Origin of the sequence: Pontibacterium granulatum (assembly GCF_029961155.1) — a bacterium.
Taxonomy (GTDB): domain Bacteria; phylum Pseudomonadota; class Gammaproteobacteria; order Pseudomonadales; family Balneatricaceae; genus Pontibacterium; species Pontibacterium granulatum.
This window is the reverse complement of the sequence record NZ_JASBRH010000016.1, coordinates 72,341-88,434: the sequence shown is the minus strand read 5'-3', so window position 1 is coordinate 88,434 and position 16,094 is coordinate 72,341. Positions and strand designations below refer to the sequence as shown.

Genomic DNA, 16,094 nt, shown 5'->3' with positions numbered 1-16,094 from the left:
GAGGTTCGTGAACTGACGGAAAACTGGATACAAGAATACAACGAGGAGCGGCCACATGACGCATTGGGTGACCTCACCCCCTGGGAATATCTGGCTAAACATGACCCGCTGGAAAACTCTAATTATGCGTGTAACTAATTAGGGGAGGTTTACAATACCAGCAGCCCTAAAGCTCCTGGTTATTCGAATGCTCTACGGATGGCCCTAAAATCGACAAGGCCTTTGCGATGCTGACGTGGATCATTCCAATCACGGTGATCGCTCACCTCGCCAAGATAGTTCCCTTTCGCTCCCCGGAACGCACACGTACCTTATCCATCTCAAGCCCGGCGATCAGCACTAACTTTCTTTCATAGAGACTTCTCAGCTCGTAGCGTCGTGCTGAGCTGAACTCTTTTTCAGAAAAGCCCCCTGATCATGTGCTGCCTGCCGTGTTACAAACTGCAAATTACTGCGAGCCAATTGGATCAAACAAGCACTTCGCCATCAAGTGTTCCATCGTCACACAAAGTCTGGATCAGCTCGATGATTAGCGTTTCCAGCGCACGACACGCAGAGGTATGTGGACGGCTATCTAGCCGCACCAGAGAGTGAATTCGATCGATGCTCGGCTTGATGATCCGCAACGCATCCAACTCACCCCGCTGAAGTTCAGCGTTCATCACATCACGCGGGATAATCGCATTGGCGATGCCGTTGTTCATCAGGCAGCGCAGGATCAAACCCGTGTCTTGCTCATAACGGATATTCAGCGGTCGGCGTGCCTCCAACGCAGCTTGCTCGATGCGCATTCGAATGTTGTGCGGGCGCGAGGGTGCCACCAGCGGATAATCTACCAACTGCTCGAACAGAATAGTGCCTTCCGCCCCCCCTTTCGCCACCTCCTTGCCAACCAGATACAGTGATTCGCGATAAACCGGTGTCACCTGTACATCACAGAGATCGGTTGCATTCGGGATCAATCCGAGATCTACCTTACCATCGGCGATGTGTTGTACGGCAACCACACTCATCGCATCAAGAATCTTCAGCTGCACCTCAGGGAAACGCCGCTCACACTCTCGCAACAGCAACGGGATCAGCGTGTACGCTTTGGAGGCATCGATCACCACACTCACCTCACCGCGTGGAGAGATCTCATCAGAGATTACATCGGCCCGCGCAATCTCCACTTGCCTCAGGATCAATCGAGCGTGATGCACCAGTTTTTCACCTGCTGGCGTAAGCTGTACCCCTTTGGCACTGCGCACAAACAGCCCTGCACCCAAGTCCTTTTCCAGGGATGCCATCTGGTGACTGAGCGCAGGCTGAGCAATAAACAACCCCCGCGCCGCCGCTGACACACTGCCCAGCTCTGCAACCTTCAGGAAGTATTTCAACTGAATCAGTTTCATATCCCTAACCTATACATAAAAAATATGACCAGCTATATCAAACATGTATTTTTCTTATTGCCAGATCACTTTTACAGTGAATTGGATCTCAAAGCCAGCACAGTAGAATCTCGCCATGTCAGCCAGCAAGTCACCGAACCTCCGCGAACACCGCTTGGGCCGCCTGTACCCACTGCTGCTCGAACAGCTCCCGAAAGATGCGATCATTACCGCCACCGAAGAACTCCACGCCTACGAGTGCGATGCCTTTACCACAATGCGTCAATTGCCCCTGCTGACAGTGCTGCCGGACAGCATCGAGCAGGTCCAGCATGTGATGCGCTGCTGTCACACATTGGATATTCCGGTCGTGGCACGCGGGGCGGGTACGGGACTGACCGCAGGTTCCATGCCAGTGGAGAACGGCGTACTGCTGGGCATGAGCAAGTTTGACCAGATTCATGAGATCGATCCGCACAACCGCACCGCACTGATCGGTCCCGGCGTTCGCAATCAAGCGGTCACCGATGCCGCCGCTCCCTACAACCTCTACTTCGCACCCGATCCATCCTCTCAGCTGGCCTGCTCCGTGGGCGGCAACGTGGCGGAGAATGCGGGTGGCGTACACTGCCTGAAATACGGCCTGACCGTGCACAACATTCTGGAGCTGGAGATCATTACGATTGAAGGTGAGCGCATCACGCTAGGCAGTGCCGCACTGGACGCTGCGGGCTACGACCTGACCGCTATCATGACCGGCTCCGAAGGCCTTCTGGGTATCGTGGTGGCGATTCGGGTGAAGCTGTTACCGAAACCAGCCAGCGCCCGTGTATTGCTCGCAGCCTTTGCAACAATAGAGGAAGCCGGTACCGCCATCGCTGACATTATCGGTGCTGGGCTGATTCCGGCGGGACTGGAGATGATCGACCAGACCGGCATCCGCGCCATCGAAGAGCTGATGCACGCAGGATATCCGGTGGATGCCGCCGCCGTGATTATCTGTGAGCTGGATGGCAGCGAAGCCGAGGTGGAGGACGAGCTCGCCAGCGTTATCTCTATTCTGAAGCGCCTTAATGCATCCGACATCCAGGTCTCCACCAACGCCGAAGAGAGCAGACGGATCTGGGCAGCACGCAAAGCTGCCTTCCCCGCGCTGGCGCGACTGGCGCCGGATAACTACATCATGGACGGCACCATCCCACGCCGCGCGTTGGCCGAGGTGTGGACCCGTATCAACGAGCTGGCAGAGGAGTACGACCTGCCGGTTGTAAACGTGTTTCACGCAGGGGACGGCAATATGCACCCCTCAATTCTGTTCGACTCTTCTGATGAGGATCAGCATCAGCGTGCCTTTGAGCTCGGCACCCGCATACTGGAACTCTGCGTACAGGTCGGCGGCACCATCTCTGGCGAACACGGTATAGGTCTGGAGAAGATCAATCAGATGTGCCTGCAATTTTCATCGCACGAACTCAGCCAATTCCACGCGCTGAAAGCCGCCTTTGACGAACGTAATTTGCTTAACCCTGGCAAACAGATACCAACCCTGGCCCGCTGCGCCGAATTCAATGCGATGCACGTTCATCACGGCGAGATGCCTTTCCCCCACCTGGAACGATTCTGAATTATGAATGCACAGTTTGACCTGCAGAAAGAGTTTGCCGAGTACGTACGTCAGGCATACGCTCGACAACAACAGCTCCATATCCAGGGCGGCAACAGTAAAACGTTTTACGGTCGCCGGGTATCCGGAGAAACGCTATCGCTGCGAGACTACAGTGGCATCATCAACTACGAACCTTCGGAACTGGTGATCACAGCCCGTGCGGGTACGCCGCTTCACATAATAGAAGCAACACTGTCCGAGCATGGCCAGATGCTTGGCTTTGAACCACCCGCTTATGGCCCAACAGCCACCCTAGGCGGCATTATCGCCTGCGGACTGTCCGGCCCACGCCGCCCCTATAGCGGCGCAGCACGTGATTTTGTATTGGGCATCACACTGATCAACGGCAAAGGCGAATTACTAAGGTTTGGCGGGCAGGTGATGAAAAACGTCGCCGGGTACGATGTCTCCCGACTGATGTGTGGCGCACAGGGCACGTTGGGTATCTTGCTGGATATCACGCTGAAGGTCGTCCCGATCCCTGCCTATGAAGAAACCCGAGTCCTCGAAGCCGATGAAACGCAGATGCAAACGCTGCTGAGTGATCTGGGTCGAAGACCGCTACCACTTTCCGCCACTGTGTTAGACGAAAACCTTCTATATATACGCCTATCCGGTGCACGTGCTGGGGTTGATGCCGCCGCCCGCGTGATTGGCGGCGACCTCCTGGCCAAACCACAGGGCGATAGATACTGGCAACAGATCAGAGAACAAGAACACAAGTTTTTCAACCGTGCGCGGGAGACAGACACAAATCTATGGCGTCTATCGCTCGCACCCGCCACGAAAGCTATACCCGATCAATTGATCAGCAATCAGCTGATCGAATGGAGTGGTGCGCTGCGCTGGGTATACAGCCACAACGACGATGAAGCCTTGCGCCAATGGACGCAACAACAAAATGGCCACGCCATAAGACTCAACTTTGCAGATGCTAGCGACCGGACATTTCACCCACTTGCTCCCGCCCTGCACGCACTGAGCCAACGTATCAAAAACAGCTTCGACCCGGCAGGGATCCTTAATCCCGGTCGCCTGTATGCTGACCTGTAAGACAAGAGATCAAGGAGGCGCAACGTGCAGACACAGATTATTGATGCCATAAAAGCGACACCCGAGGGACAGGACGCCGACGCTATCCTCAGAAAGTGCGTACACTGCGGCTTTTGTCTGGCCACCTGTCCGACCTACTCATTATCGGGCAACGAGTTACAAAGCCCACGTGGTCGAATCTATCTGATCAAACAGATGCTCGAATCAGGTCAGGCACCCGAAAGCACCCGACAACACCTCGATAGTTGCCTGAACTGCCGAGCCTGCGAGACCACGTGCCCAGCCAGTGTCCCTTACCACCGCTTACTAGATATAGGCACCCAGTTGCTAGAGGAACAGCGCCCCCGACGCTGGCGCGAACGGCTGCTGCGTCGTGCGGTACTGACAGTACTGCCCTACCCATCACGCTTTACCCCCCTGCTGCGTACGGCCCAGATTGTCCGCCCGTTATTACCAGGTTCCTTAAAAAACAAATTACCTCGTCACCAGCCAGCAAGCGCTGCCCCCCGCAAAACGGGCGTACGAAAAATGTTGCTACTAGAAGGCTGTGTTCAACCAGGCATCGCACCGGAGATCAATGCGGCAACCCGGCGCGTGTTGAGCCATTTCGATATCTCTCTGCAAAGCGCTCGCAATGCCGGTTGTTGTGGTGCAATCAGTTATCACCTACAGCAGAAAGACGATGGGCTCAACTTTATGCGTCGCAATATTGATGCCTGGTGGCCACTTGTCGAAAAGGGCTTTGAAGCTATCGTGATCACCGCCAGCGGCTGCGGTACCACAATCAAGGAGTACGGCAGCCTGTTAAAGGACGACTCCCAGTATGCAGACAAAGCAGCACAAATTTCCTACCTAGCAAAAGACCTAGTCGAAATCCTGCGTGAGGAACCGCTCGAGCAGCTTAAGGTGGAAACTCAAGGAAGCTTGGCATTCCAATGTCCATGTTCCCTTCAGCACGCACAAAAGCTCGGGGGCACAGTAGAACAGCTGCTGGCCCGCATGGGGTTTAAGATGATGCCGATCAGCGAAAGTTACCTCTGTTGCGGATCGGCAGGTACCTATTCACTTTTCCAGCCAGAGCTGGCCACAGAGTTGCGCAACCGCAAAAGCGCAGCACTTCGCAATTCGTCTGCAGACCACTATATCAGTGCAAATATCGGCTGTATCAGCCACCTATCATCCAGCACTGATAAGCCGGTCGAACACTGGATCCAGATCATCGATCGCGCACTGCAAATATCGGATTAAACCAAGCCTCGCATATAAGAAGGCATAACAATAAAAAGAAGGAAGACACCATGAAAATCAAAAACCTGCTCGAAACCAGTGCCGCGTTCTCACTTGGCATCGCCCTTTCATCCAGTGCCATGGCGGAAACAGTCATGCGTGTTGCCAGCTGGCTACCGCCTACTCACCCTCAAAATGCCGTTGTACTCGAAACCTGGGGTAAGTGGATCAATGAAGCAACAGAAGGCCGTGTAAAACTGCAAGTGGAATACGGCATGGGCCACCCTAAAACCATGTTCGAACTGGTAGAAGACGGCGTGGTTGACGCCAGCTGGAGTGTGCACGGCTACGTGCCAGGTCGCTTTAAGCTGACAGAAAGCGTGGAATTGCCAAATCTGGGCGCGAATGCCGAAGCGGCGTCCGTTGCGCTCTGGCGTGTAAGCCAGAAATACTATAAGGACGCTAACGAACATGAAGGCTTGACGGTTGCTGCTCTGTTTACGCATGGCCCGGGACAGATCCACCTCGCAGAGCCCATTAAATCACTGGACGACATGAAAGGGCGCAAAATTCGCTTGGGTGGCGGTATCCAAGGCAAACTGGGTGAGCGCATGCACGTAACCCCGGTTGGCGCTCCGGCACCTAAAGTGTACGAGATGATGCAGCAGCGCGTGGTGGACGGCGTCTTTATCCCAGCGGGCGAACAGAAAACCCTGCGCTTGAATGAAGTCACCAAACAATTGGTTTTGCTGCCCGGCGGCATGTACACCATGAGCTTCTCTATCTTTATGAACCCAGAGTTCGTTGATGGATTGAGTGAAAAAGATCGTCAGGCAATTATGTCCGTATCGGGCGAAAAACTCTCCGCATTGGCAGGCCGCGCCTGGGATGAAGGCGACAAGAAGGGCCTGGCGGTTGCGAAACAGGCCGGCGTTTCTATTCTGAAGGTTCAGCCCGGTGATCAGATCGATCGGGAGTTCCAGAATTTAATCAAAGGCATGGACGAAGACTATCTGGCTCGCGTGGCTGATCGTAATGTGGATGCAACTGCGGCACTGAAAGAACTGCGCGAGATTGCACGCAGCTACAACAAGTAAGCCTCTATCAAAGATCGCGCCGCTTCCCTATAAAGGGTTGCGTAGATATTCAAACATAAAAAAGCCCACCAAAAGGTGGGCCAAAAAACAACAACAAGCTAGAAGCTCAGTGTCCAAACAACGTTTGCTGTGAAGGAATACGCTCAAACGTCAGCTTCGTCTTGATCCAAGCTTTAAACGCTTTCGCCATCTCAGCCAGAGCTTCGGCGCGTGCGTCATGAGCTTTCTGTACGTAGTAGTCCGCATCTACCTGACCGTACTGGTTAAGACGAATGGTTATGTCGTATTCCTGTGGCATTCCGGTTTCCCAATTAAGCAAGAAAATTTCAATTTACTGCAAAGAATCTTCAACAAAACTGAAACATGGACTCTTTGCTACTGGCGGCAACACCCCTTGTTAACAGGGATATTTGCTTGCCGTGACTTGATGATGTGTATATTAGTAACACTTCAGCCTAACGTAAAACGACTCTTTCTCAGCTTATTGATTAGTTTTTTTCACTCATTATTCTTTCACCGCCTGATCCGATAGCACACCTGAATCACTCTTTCTGTCCTAAAACAATAACTGGGGAACTCGCCATCTATAGAACGATCGGATAGAGTTCGCGAACTGGAATATTTGAAGGAGAAAACCCATGGGCGTTGCCGCACAGGGAAAAAGCACATCATTTTATTGGTCCCTCGTATTGGTGCTGGGTATCGCAATGGAAGCCATTGCACTCTACTTCCAGTACGGGCTGGATTATGGCCCCTGCGTCCTCTGCATTCATATTCGAATCTACGTGCTGGGCTTTATTCTGCTGGCTCTGCTGGCACTCACCACGCAAGGAAGTAAACCTATGCGCGTACTAACCGGCCTGACTGGAGTCGGTCTGGCAGCAGGCATGGCCGAGCGTTCCTGGAAAACCTTTGGTGTAGAGCGAGGCTTTATTGAAGGCGCGTGTGATATGGATAGTGGACTACCCGACTGGTTTGCCCTGGACAAGTGGTTCCCAACCGTATTTGAGCCCTGGGAACCATGCGGTTATACACCTGAACTGCTATTCGACATCACCATGGCTGAAGGCCTGCTGGCAGTGAGTGCCGCAGCAATTCTCGGCAGCCTGTATGTGCTGGCCACAACGCTACGGAGATAGATCCCTTTTCGAGGCGCGTTCTGGCGCCTCTCCCTCTTACCACTCTGACCGCCTCCTGCTTCCAACCTTCTTTTACTCAATCTGCGCTCCTTTTCCTCGACCGCTATGTCCAGCCAGAAATGTCGTCTATATGTTAATAAACACTTCGCCTATATGACTCAGTTCTAATTTTGTTCCGACCTAGAAAGGAGAAAGGCATGAAATCACCAACACTAATCACTTGCGGTGCACTGGCATTCTCTATGCTGACCTCAGGCGTTGTTTTCGGGGAACAGCTCAGGATCGGCGAGCTTGAATATAAAACTCAATGTGCTGTCTGCCACGGGACAGACGGTAAAGGCAGTGGTCCATATATTGAGTTTCTCAATAAGTCACCCTCAGACCTAACTACACTGGCACAGCGTCACAAAGGTCGCTTCCCCTTCCAGCACGTTTATGACGTGATCGACGGCAGCCAATCCCAGACAGCCCACGGCCCAAGGGATATGCCAATCTGGGGTAGTCGCTATGCAATGGAGATCATCGAAGAGTATGGCCCATACACAACAGACCACCCCGAAACAGTGCACGCACGCATTTTGTCTTTGGTGTTTTATCTGGGAACCATTCAGGAATAACAATCCCACTCCATGCGGAGCCTCACCGCTCCGCCTCTCCCGTACAAGTCCTCTACTCGCCTTGCCCGCCCAATATCACAACGCCCCCTGCATAACGTCACATATTTCAATTAATCGTTGCATTTCTTTACGTAATAACCGGTTGTTTCATAACAAAGTCAGACTAGAATGTGCACCACTATTTTTAGAACGACCGGTCTAGTTAAAAATAAACGTCACCACATTTTTGCAATCTGTGTTGGCACAGGTAAGAGATATGACACGAGGACGACGCCCGGAACATAGCCGGGAGAAAATTCTTGAGAAAGGTGCCGAGCTGTTCGCCCGCAAAGGCTATGCGGCAACCGGCCTGAAGGAGATTCTTGAAGCCTGCGAAGTCTCCAAAGGCTCCTTCTATAACTTCTTCGAGAACAAGGAACAGTTCGCCGTCGAGATCATCAACCACCACAAATCTATGGAGCTTGTTCGCTGGGAAGAGGAGATGTCCTCCCTGAGCGGAACCTACCTGGATAAGATTCGCCAGATGGTCGAGTTAGAGGTCCGCAAATACGAAGAGGATCTGGACTGCACCGGCTGCCTGCTGGCCAACCTGACCGGGGAAGTCAGCCAGGCTTCTCCCCTATTCAGTGAAGCGATCCGTACCTCCAGCCTGGAAGTCCTGGATTCGATAGAAGAAGACATGCGCATCTGCCAGGAAGAAGGCACCGTACGCACCGATATTCCACCACGCCAGATCGCGGAGCTGATCTGGAACGGCTGGCAAGGCGCCCTGCTGCAGCTCAAGGTCGAGCGTTCTGCAGCGCCGCTGCGCCGCCACACCACTACCCTGTTCACAATGATTGAAGCCCCAACACTCAAAGGTTAAGGACATGAAAGCCAACCGCATCATCGCCGGAATCCTGCTGGCCACAAGCCTCGCAGCACCGACCACCTTCGCTGCAGACAAGCCACCCCAAGGTCTGCCGGCAGAAGTGATTACCGTGCAGACTCAGGCGCTGGATCACTCTATCCACGCCGTCGGTAACCTGCGCGCCAACGAAACCATCCAGCTCAGCCCCGAACAGAGCGGCCGTATCGAAAAGGTCCTGTTTGAAGAGGGCCAGGCCGTTAAGCAGGGTGACCCGCTGTTTGTGTTGGACAGCGCCATCTACCGCGCCGAACTAAAACAGGCAGACGCCCGCGTAAAGCTGAGCCAGATCGCCTATAAGCGCGCCGAAAGTCTGCTGAAAAAGCGTGTAGGCTCCGAGCAGGATCGCGACAGCACCCTTGCCCAACTTCGCGTGGATGAAGCACAGCGTGCGTTGGCGCAGACTCGCCTGGATAAAATGACCCTCCGTGCACCGTTTGCAGGTTCCACCGGTTTGCGTCTGGTGAGCCCAGGTGACTACGTCAACGTGGGCCAGGAACTGGTTGAGCTGACCGACCTGAACACCATGAAAGTGGATTTCCGTGTACCGGAGATCTATCTGGCCGCCCTGCAACCCGGTAGCACAATCAACGTAGAAGTGGATGCATTCCCGGGCCGTATCTTAAGTGGCGAGGTATACGCCATCGCACCAAGTGCCGATACCCGTTCCCACAACATCGAAGTGCGCGCCCGTATTGCGAACAAAAACGGCCTGTTGCGTCCGGGCTTGTTTGCCAAGGTCAACTTGGTGATGAAGCAGGAAGATGCAGCGATTGTCGTTCCTGAACAGGCGATCATCCCACAGAACGGCGGCTTCTTTGTGATGCGTGTCGCAGAGGGAAACATGGTTGAACTGGTACCGGTTGAGATGGGCCAGCGCCGCCCTGGCAGCGTACAGATCACCAAGGGCCTGACCAAGGGTGACGTGATCATCACCGCGGGTCAGATCAAGCTGTTCCCAGGCATGCCGGTAACCCCGATCTTTGTAGACGGCAGCCAGCAGGCGAATCGCGGAGAGTAAACACACATGGTTCTGTCTGACATCAGTATCAAACGCCCGGTGCTGGCTACAGTGATGAGCCTGCTGATCCTGCTGATCGGCCTCATCGCGTATGACCGACTTACAGTGCGTGAATACCCAAAAATCGATCTGCCCGTTGTGACCGTTGAAACCACCTATCCCGGTGCCAGCTCGTCGATTATTGAAACCCAGATCACCCAGATCATCGAGGACTCTCTGTCCGGGATCGAAGGGATCGACTTTATGAACTCCATCAGTCGAACCGAGAAATCTCAGATCACCGTGACCTTCAAGATCACCCGTGATCCGGACGATGCCGCCGCCGACGTGCGAGACCGCGTGAGCCGTGTAACTGGCCAACTGCCCGACAACATTGACCCTCCGGTGGTGACTAAAACCGAAGCGGATGCGCAGCCGATCATCTGGCTGGCCTTCTCTTCCGATCGACACGACCCGATGGAGATGACCGAGATCGCGGACAACCGCGTCAAGGATCAGCTACAGACTGTGAACGGCGTTGCCAACGTGATGATCTTCGGCGAGCGCAAATACTCCATGCGTATCTGGCTGGATCCAGCGCGCATGGCCGCATACCGCGTCATGCCGCAGGATGTGGAAGCAGCGCTGGAAGGCCAGAACCTGGAGGTGCCTGCTGGTCGCATCGAATCCCGCGAGCGCGAGTTCACCTTGCTGACCAAAACCGATCTGAACGATGTGGAAGAGTTTAAAAACATCATCATCCGCAACGATGACGGTTATCCGGTTCGCATCAAGGACGTGGCACGCGTTGAGATTGCACCGGAAAACAGCCGCCAGATCTCCCGCTATAAAGGCGAAAGCGCCGTTGCGCTGGGTGTCGTGAAGCAGTCCACCGCCAACCCGTTGGACGTATCCCGCGATATCCGCGCCAAGTTGGAAAGCATCAGCGCCAACCTGCCGGAAGGTATGGAAGTAGAAGTGGCATACGATTCCTCCATTTTTATCGATGAGTCGATCAAGTCCGTCTACCAAACCCTGGCACAGGCTGGCGTGCTGGTAGTGCTTGTACTGTTCTTCTTCCTGCGTAACGTACGCGCAACGCTGATCCCGGTGGTAACCATTCCACTGTCCCTGATCGGTGCGTTTGCGATGATGTACCTGATGAACTTCAGTATTAACACCCTGACCCTGCTGGCACTGGTGCTGGCGATCGGTCTGGTGGTAGACGACGCGATCGTGATGCTGGAGAACATCTACCGTCACGTAGAAGAAGGTCTCAGCCCGGTTCAGGCCGCATTCAAAGGAGCAAAAGAGATCGGTTTTGCGGTACTGGCAACTACTGCAGTACTGGTGGCGGTGTTTGTACCGGTGGTGTTCTCCGAAGGCCGCACCGGCAAGCTGTTTACCGAATTTGCCCTGACCCTGGCGGGTGCCGTGGTGGTATCCACCTTTGTGGCGCTGAGCCTGTCACCGATGATGTCGTCCCGCATGCTGAAGCATGAAAAACGTCACAGTGCCGCATTCAACCTGATTGAAGGTTTGCTGGTTGGCCTGACCAACGGTTACCGCAACCTGCTGAGCAAACTGCTGCGCTCCCGTCTGCTGGCGCTAGTGATAATGGGCGCAAGCTTGGGCGGCGCCTATTACTACTACATGCAGCTGCCGCAGGAGCTGGCTCCGTACGAGGACCGTGGAGACATCCTGGTTTTCGCCATGGCACCGGACGGCGCATCAGTGAACTACATCGACCGCTACTCTCGCCAGATCGAAGGTGTAGTGAGCCAAGTACCGGAATCTGATCGCTACTTCTCCATCGTGGGCTTCCCGGCAGAAACCAATGCGATGACCTTTGTTGGTTTGGATCGCTGGGAAGAGCGTGAGCGTAAGCAGCAGGAGATCTCTCAGCAGCTGACGCCACAGCTTTACGGCGGCATCACCGGCATCATGAGCTTCGCGCTGGACCTCCCATCCCTGGGTCAGAGTTTTATCTCCCGCCCGGTTGAGTTTGTTGTGAAATACAACGGCAGCTACGACGATCTGAAAGTGATCGCCGACCAGATGATGGGCAAGATCCTCGCCAACAAAGGCCTGATGCAGCCGGACAGCGATCTGAAGCTAAACAAGCCGGAACTGCAGATGGACGTAAAACGTGACAAGCTGTCTGAGATCGGTATCGATGTGTCCACCGTGGGCCGCACGCTGGAAAGCTACATGGCGGGCCGTGAAGTGACCCGCTTCAAGCGGAACGGCGAGCAGTATGAAGTCATCGTAAAAGTGGCTGACAGCGAACGTCGCGACCCAAGCGACCTGACCGAACTGTACGTGCGTACGCCACAGGGCGATATGGTACAGCTGTCCAACCTGGTCGACGTAGAGGAAACTGTTGCACCGCGTGAGCTAAACCACTTCGATAAAGTTAAAGCAGTGAAATTCCAGACCTTGCTGGCGCCGGGTTACTCCCAGGGTGAAGCGCTGGCCTATCTGGAACAGAGCCTGGCTGAGATTGCGCCGGACGCTACCTTTGACTTCACTGGCCCTGCCCGCGAATTCAAGCAGTCCAGCAACACGCTGATGGTAACCTTTGGTTTGGCGATCATCTTTGTGTTCCTGGTGCTGGCGGCACAGTTCGAAAGCTTCAAGAATCCGCTGATCATTATGCTGTCGGTACCACCAGCAATCTTCGGCGCCCTGCTCGCCTTGAAGTACAGCGGGGGTTCCTTTAGCGTATACAGTCAGATCGGTCTGATCACGCTGGTTGGCCTGGTAACCAAACACGGTATTCTGATCGTGGAGTTTGCCAACCAACTGCAGGACCAGGGACGTGAACTGCGCGAGGCGATCATTGAAGCATCCGCCCTGCGTCTGCGCCCAATCCTGATGACCACCGCCGCAACCGTGCTGGGTGCGGTACCGCTGGCGATCGCTTTTGGCGCTGGTGCTGAATCCCGTCAGCAGATCGGTTGGGTAATAGTGGGCGGTATGACCTTTGGTACGCTGCTCACCCTGTTCGTCATTCCAACCGTCTATAGTTATCTGGGTAAACGAACTTACAAAGAAGTTCAGCCCGAAGAAGTGTAACGTTGCATAAGGAAGCACACGTGAAAAAGACACACTTTCTCTCCGCATCCGCTCTGCTTGCTCTGGCGCTCCAGGGCACGCAGGCAAACGCGGCCGCACTGGCTGATATCTATCAGCAGGCGCTCGCCAACGACCCGCAGCTGAAATCTGCTGAAGCGACGTATCTGGCCGGTGCCGAAGCGGCACCTCAGGCCCGCGCGGGCCTGCTGCCAAACATCGGCCTGACCGCCAACACCACCTGGACCGAGTCTGACACCGCCGAGTTCAACAACAACGGTTACACTGTTTCCCTGAGCCAACCTTTGTTCGATGCTAACGCCTGGTTCAGCTTCAAGCGTGGCGAAGCCCAATCCGAGCAGGCACGCCTTACCTTTGAACAGGCGCAGCAGAACCTGATTCTGCGGGTAGTTGAAGCCTACCTGAACGTGCTGCGTGCCCAGAATACGCTGGAAACCACCCAGGCGCAGGAGCGCGCGATTAAGCGTCGTCTGGATCAGGTCAACGCCCAGTTTGAAGTGGGTCTGATTGCAATCACCGACGTACAGGAAGCGCAAGCATCCTACGACAACGCCCGTGTTGCCCGCATCGAAGCGGAAGGCGATCTGGAAAACAGCTACGAAGCTCTGGAACGCCTGACCGGTCAGGAAGTGGGTCAAGCCGACCTGCTGAAAGAAGATTACCCGGTACAGACGCCAACGCCGGAAACCCCGGATAAGTGGCTGGATAAAGCATGGCGCGGCAACCTGAGCCTACGTGTAGCCGATGCTGCCGTTGAAGCGGCGCGTCGTTCTGCCCAGGCAGCCCGTTCCGGCCACCTGCCAACCCTGAGCCTGGCAGCGAGCTACGATTACGATAACGGTACAGCGACCTCCGATGACATCAACGACACCAACAGCATCGGCCTGACCTTCAGCCTGCCGTTGTACAGTGGTGGCGCGACCGTCTCTGCAAGCCGCCAGACTGAGCAGCAGATGATCGCAACTCAGCAGGATCGTGAAGACACCCTGCGTGCGGTGACCCAATCTACGCGCAGCCTGCTGCGCGACCTGCGAACCGATGTACTGTCGGTTCAGGCGCGTAAACAAAGCATCAAGTCCAGCGAAACAGCACTGAAAGCCACCGAAGAGGGTTTCAATGTTGGCACCCGTAACGTAGTGGACGTACTGAATGCCGAACAGCAGCTGTACAGCGCGCAGCGTGATTACGCCAACGCCCGTTTCGACTACGTTTTCAACCTGTTCAGCTTTAAGCAGCAGGTAGGCAGCCTCAGTCCTGAGGACCTGAACGCCCTGGACCAGTGGCTGGAAAGCCCGCAGCAGTAAGCGTTTGCCTCAATCACGGAGCTGGTCAGGCCTGGCCCCTGACGGACTCCGTACAAGAAAAGGCAGTGATCACTGTCACTGCCTTTTTACGCTTTTCACCCAGAAAAAGTCAGTAGTGTTGGTTAACCTTCCCCCTTACGGAGAGCAAACCTTAATAGGACTTTGCTTATTCAAAAAGACGCATTTCCATGCGACTGACGTTAGCTTCTCTACTCATTACAACAAGCGTCGTTCTTACCGGTTGCCAAGACCCGAAAGCCGCCTCCCCACCAGTTATCTCCAGCATAAAATTTGAACTTACCGATGCATGCGCGGATATGCCGGGGCCAAATGATTAGGACCGAAGCCTGAATCGGCCACGTGCAACAAATGGCCGGAAACTCCGGCTGTTTTTGTTTGCTGGTTTATTCCATCCACAAATGCTTGCATCGTGTGATTCGCTAATACATACGCCCCGCCAAAAGCGACCTGCATGCAATCAACCGTGTTAAGCTATCCCTTTCAATGGAAAGCACCTGCCGGACACGGCCAGATAGGGAACGGATCCTCCCCCAACCGTTATGAATTTTGCTAAACGATTCCACCTGCTGTCACTGTTCTTAATGCTGCTTGCTGCGCCGATCAGTGCTCAGGAAATTCTAGTGCTCAACTCACCCGGCGAAGTTTGGGAACAGAGCATTCGTTCCCGTATCAGCCAGGTGAACCGCTTTCTGGGCGATCACTTCCAGCCTATCCCGCAATCGGTCAGGGTAGCCCGTACCCACGGCACCCCAGAATACGATCTGAAATTGAAATTGCTCCTGCTCGACGAAGCCTACATCCCGGTCGAACTGTTTCACGAGTACGCCCACGCCCTGCTCGACAGTTTCCTGCTGGAGCGCTCAGCGGCAATACAGTACTACCAGCTACGTAAACAGATTCGCGATGCCGATGTGACTGTGAAGATCAGCGAACTGCAGGCAGATATTGAGGATGACAGTCGTTACCTTCTCGAACTGAGGGAGAGAGGCTACACACGGATGGAAGGCAATTTGACCAGAACGCTCCAGGAGTCCCGCCTGCTTCTGGCGAAGCTGGAAGCTTCTCGCCCGATCGATCGTGAACTCAAGACGCTGTATTCCCTCTACACCAGCAAGACAATACGGCCGTCGCTATACCGGGTGATCGCGCCCTATCACGAACTGTTTGCCGATACCCTGGCAACAATGGTCACCGGCCAGTGGGAATCCATCTACATGACCCAACTTGATGCGATCGAAAACGATGACTTTGAGCTGGAGTTCAGCAATAAATCCCCGACAATGGACACAGCTAGCTACCTCCAATACCGCTCATTTAAAGCCGGCATCAACTTAAAAAGCTACCGCTTCAGCGATATGGAACAGCAAAGCACCTATACCCAGTTTGCACCGGCTCGCTCCTATATCCGTCATTTGACCGAATCCAGTTACGCAACAGCAAAAGCCGATCTGCTGAGCAAACTGGCCACCGCTATCGCTGAAGAGATCGAGAACCGCCTACGCAACCCGCAGCACTACGAAATGAGCTTACGCGAACAGAATCGACGCCTGATCGGTAAACTCGCTGCTGTTACAGACATTGATCATTGGTAAAA

At 54.4% G+C, this 16,094-nt stretch carries 14 protein-coding genes; 12 read left to right on the top strand and 2 right to left on the bottom strand.

Annotated elements, in window-relative coordinates; translation table 11 throughout:
- Window positions 1-138: integrase core domain-containing protein (locus QKW35_RS14975; protein ID WP_282354327.1), on the top strand; the 138-nt coding region annotated here is incomplete at its 5' end.
- A gap of 329 nt (window positions 139-467) precedes the next feature.
- Here the strand turns inward: QKW35_RS14975 and QKW35_RS14970 are convergent.
- Window positions 468-1,394, bottom strand: coding sequence for a LysR family transcriptional regulator (locus tag QKW35_RS14970; RefSeq protein WP_282354324.1), 927 nt, complete (start codon window positions 1,392-1,394; stop codon window positions 468-470).
- Between the two features lie 115 nt (window positions 1,395-1,509).
- Between QKW35_RS14970 and QKW35_RS14965 the strand changes: the two genes are divergently transcribed.
- The 4 genes from QKW35_RS14965 to QKW35_RS14950 are packed head-to-tail and all read left to right on the top strand — an operon-like array spanning window position 1,510 to window position 6,416.
- Window positions 1,510-2,997 carry an FAD-linked oxidase C-terminal domain-containing protein gene (locus QKW35_RS14965; protein ID WP_282354323.1) on the top strand — a complete coding sequence of 496 codons (1,488 nt, stop codon included), beginning with the start codon at window positions 1,510-1,512 and terminating at the stop codon, window positions 2,995-2,997.
- Between the two features lie 3 nt (window positions 2,998-3,000).
- Window positions 3,001-4,092, top strand: coding sequence for a glycolate oxidase subunit GlcE (gene glcE, locus QKW35_RS14960; RefSeq protein WP_282354322.1), 1,092 nt, complete (start codon window positions 3,001-3,003; stop codon window positions 4,090-4,092).
- Between the two features lie 24 nt (window positions 4,093-4,116).
- Window positions 4,117-5,340 carry a glycolate oxidase subunit GlcF gene (glcF, locus tag QKW35_RS14955; RefSeq protein ID WP_282354321.1) on the top strand — a complete coding sequence of 408 codons (1,224 nt, stop codon included), beginning with the start codon at window positions 4,117-4,119 and terminating at the stop codon, window positions 5,338-5,340.
- A 50-nt stretch (window positions 5,341-5,390) separates the two neighbouring features.
- Window positions 5,391-6,416 carry a TRAP transporter substrate-binding protein gene (locus tag QKW35_RS14950; protein ID WP_282354319.1) on the top strand — a complete coding sequence of 342 codons (1,026 nt, stop codon included), beginning with the start codon at window positions 5,391-5,393 and terminating at the stop codon, window positions 6,414-6,416.
- 106 nt (window positions 6,417-6,522) lie between these two features.
- Here the strand turns inward: QKW35_RS14950 and QKW35_RS14945 are convergent, their stop codons facing one another.
- Entirely contained in the window at window positions 6,523-6,714 is a 192-nt protein-coding gene (locus QKW35_RS14945; RefSeq protein WP_282354318.1) for an RSP_7527 family protein, read from the bottom strand.
- Between the two features lie 340 nt (window positions 6,715-7,054).
- Between QKW35_RS14945 and QKW35_RS14940 the strand changes: the two genes are divergently transcribed.
- The 7 genes from QKW35_RS14940 (at window position 7,055) to QKW35_RS14910 (ending at window position 16,092) form a co-directional block, all read left to right on the top strand.
- Window positions 7,055-7,555 (top strand): disulfide bond formation protein B, encoded by a 501-nt coding sequence (locus QKW35_RS14940; RefSeq protein WP_282354317.1) that lies wholly within the window; start codon window positions 7,055-7,057, stop codon window positions 7,553-7,555.
- Window positions 7,556-7,752: 197 nt separating this feature from the next.
- Window positions 7,753-8,172, top strand: a complete 420-nt coding sequence (locus QKW35_RS14935) for a c-type cytochrome (RefSeq protein WP_282354316.1) — start codon at window positions 7,753-7,755, stop codon at window positions 8,170-8,172.
- A gap of 256 nt (window positions 8,173-8,428) precedes the next feature.
- A complete protein-coding gene (locus QKW35_RS14930) occupies window positions 8,429-9,037 on the top strand; it encodes a TetR/AcrR family transcriptional regulator (RefSeq protein WP_282354315.1) in 609 nt (202 codons plus the stop codon).
- A 4-nt stretch (window positions 9,038-9,041) separates the two neighbouring features.
- Window positions 9,042-10,100, top strand: a complete 1,059-nt coding sequence (locus QKW35_RS14925; RefSeq protein WP_282354313.1) for an efflux RND transporter periplasmic adaptor subunit — start codon at window positions 9,042-9,044, stop codon at window positions 10,098-10,100.
- A 6-nt stretch (window positions 10,101-10,106) separates the two neighbouring features.
- Complete coding sequence (locus QKW35_RS14920; RefSeq protein WP_282354312.1) at window positions 10,107-13,157, top strand: efflux RND transporter permease subunit; 3,051 nt, start codon at window positions 10,107-10,109, stop codon at window positions 13,155-13,157.
- A gap of 20 nt (window positions 13,158-13,177) precedes the next feature.
- Window positions 13,178-14,479 carry a TolC family outer membrane protein gene (locus QKW35_RS14915; RefSeq protein ID WP_282354311.1) on the top strand — a complete coding sequence of 434 codons (1,302 nt, stop codon included), beginning with the start codon at window positions 13,178-13,180 and terminating at the stop codon, window positions 14,477-14,479.
- A 560-nt stretch (window positions 14,480-15,039) separates the two neighbouring features.
- The gene (locus QKW35_RS14910) at window positions 15,040-16,092 is read left to right on the top strand and encodes a hypothetical protein (RefSeq protein WP_282354310.1); all 1,053 of its coding nucleotides are present in this window, start codon (window positions 15,040-15,042) and stop codon (window positions 16,090-16,092) included.
- Window positions 16,093-16,094: the final 2 nt, after the last annotated feature.

Coding starts and splice junctions, on each gene's coding strand:
- QKW35_RS14970 (WP_282354324.1), bottom strand. CDS start 1,394: ATGAAACTGATTCAGTTGAAATACTTCCTGAAGGTTGCAGAGCTGGGC.
- QKW35_RS14965 (WP_282354323.1), top strand. CDS start 1,510: ATGTCAGCCAGCAAGTCACCGAACCTCCGCGAACACCGCTTGGGCCGC.
- glcE (WP_282354322.1), top strand. CDS start 3,001: ATGAATGCACAGTTTGACCTGCAGAAAGAGTTTGCCGAGTACGTACGT.
- QKW35_RS14950 (WP_282354319.1), top strand. CDS start 5,391: ATGAAAATCAAAAACCTGCTCGAAACCAGTGCCGCGTTCTCACTTGGC.
- QKW35_RS14945 (WP_282354318.1), bottom strand. CDS start 6,714: ATGCCACAGGAATACGACATAACCATTCGTCTTAACCAGTACGGTCAG.
- QKW35_RS14940 (WP_282354317.1), top strand. CDS start 7,055: ATGGGCGTTGCCGCACAGGGAAAAAGCACATCATTTTATTGGTCCCTC.
- QKW35_RS14935 (WP_282354316.1), top strand. CDS start 7,753: ATGAAATCACCAACACTAATCACTTGCGGTGCACTGGCATTCTCTATG.
- QKW35_RS14930 (WP_282354315.1), top strand. CDS start 8,429: ATGACACGAGGACGACGCCCGGAACATAGCCGGGAGAAAATTCTTGAG.
- QKW35_RS14925 (WP_282354313.1), top strand. CDS start 9,042: ATGAAAGCCAACCGCATCATCGCCGGAATCCTGCTGGCCACAAGCCTC.
- QKW35_RS14920 (WP_282354312.1), top strand. CDS start 10,107: ATGGTTCTGTCTGACATCAGTATCAAACGCCCGGTGCTGGCTACAGTG.
- QKW35_RS14910 (WP_282354310.1), top strand. CDS start 15,040: ATGAATTTTGCTAAACGATTCCACCTGCTGTCACTGTTCTTAATGCTG.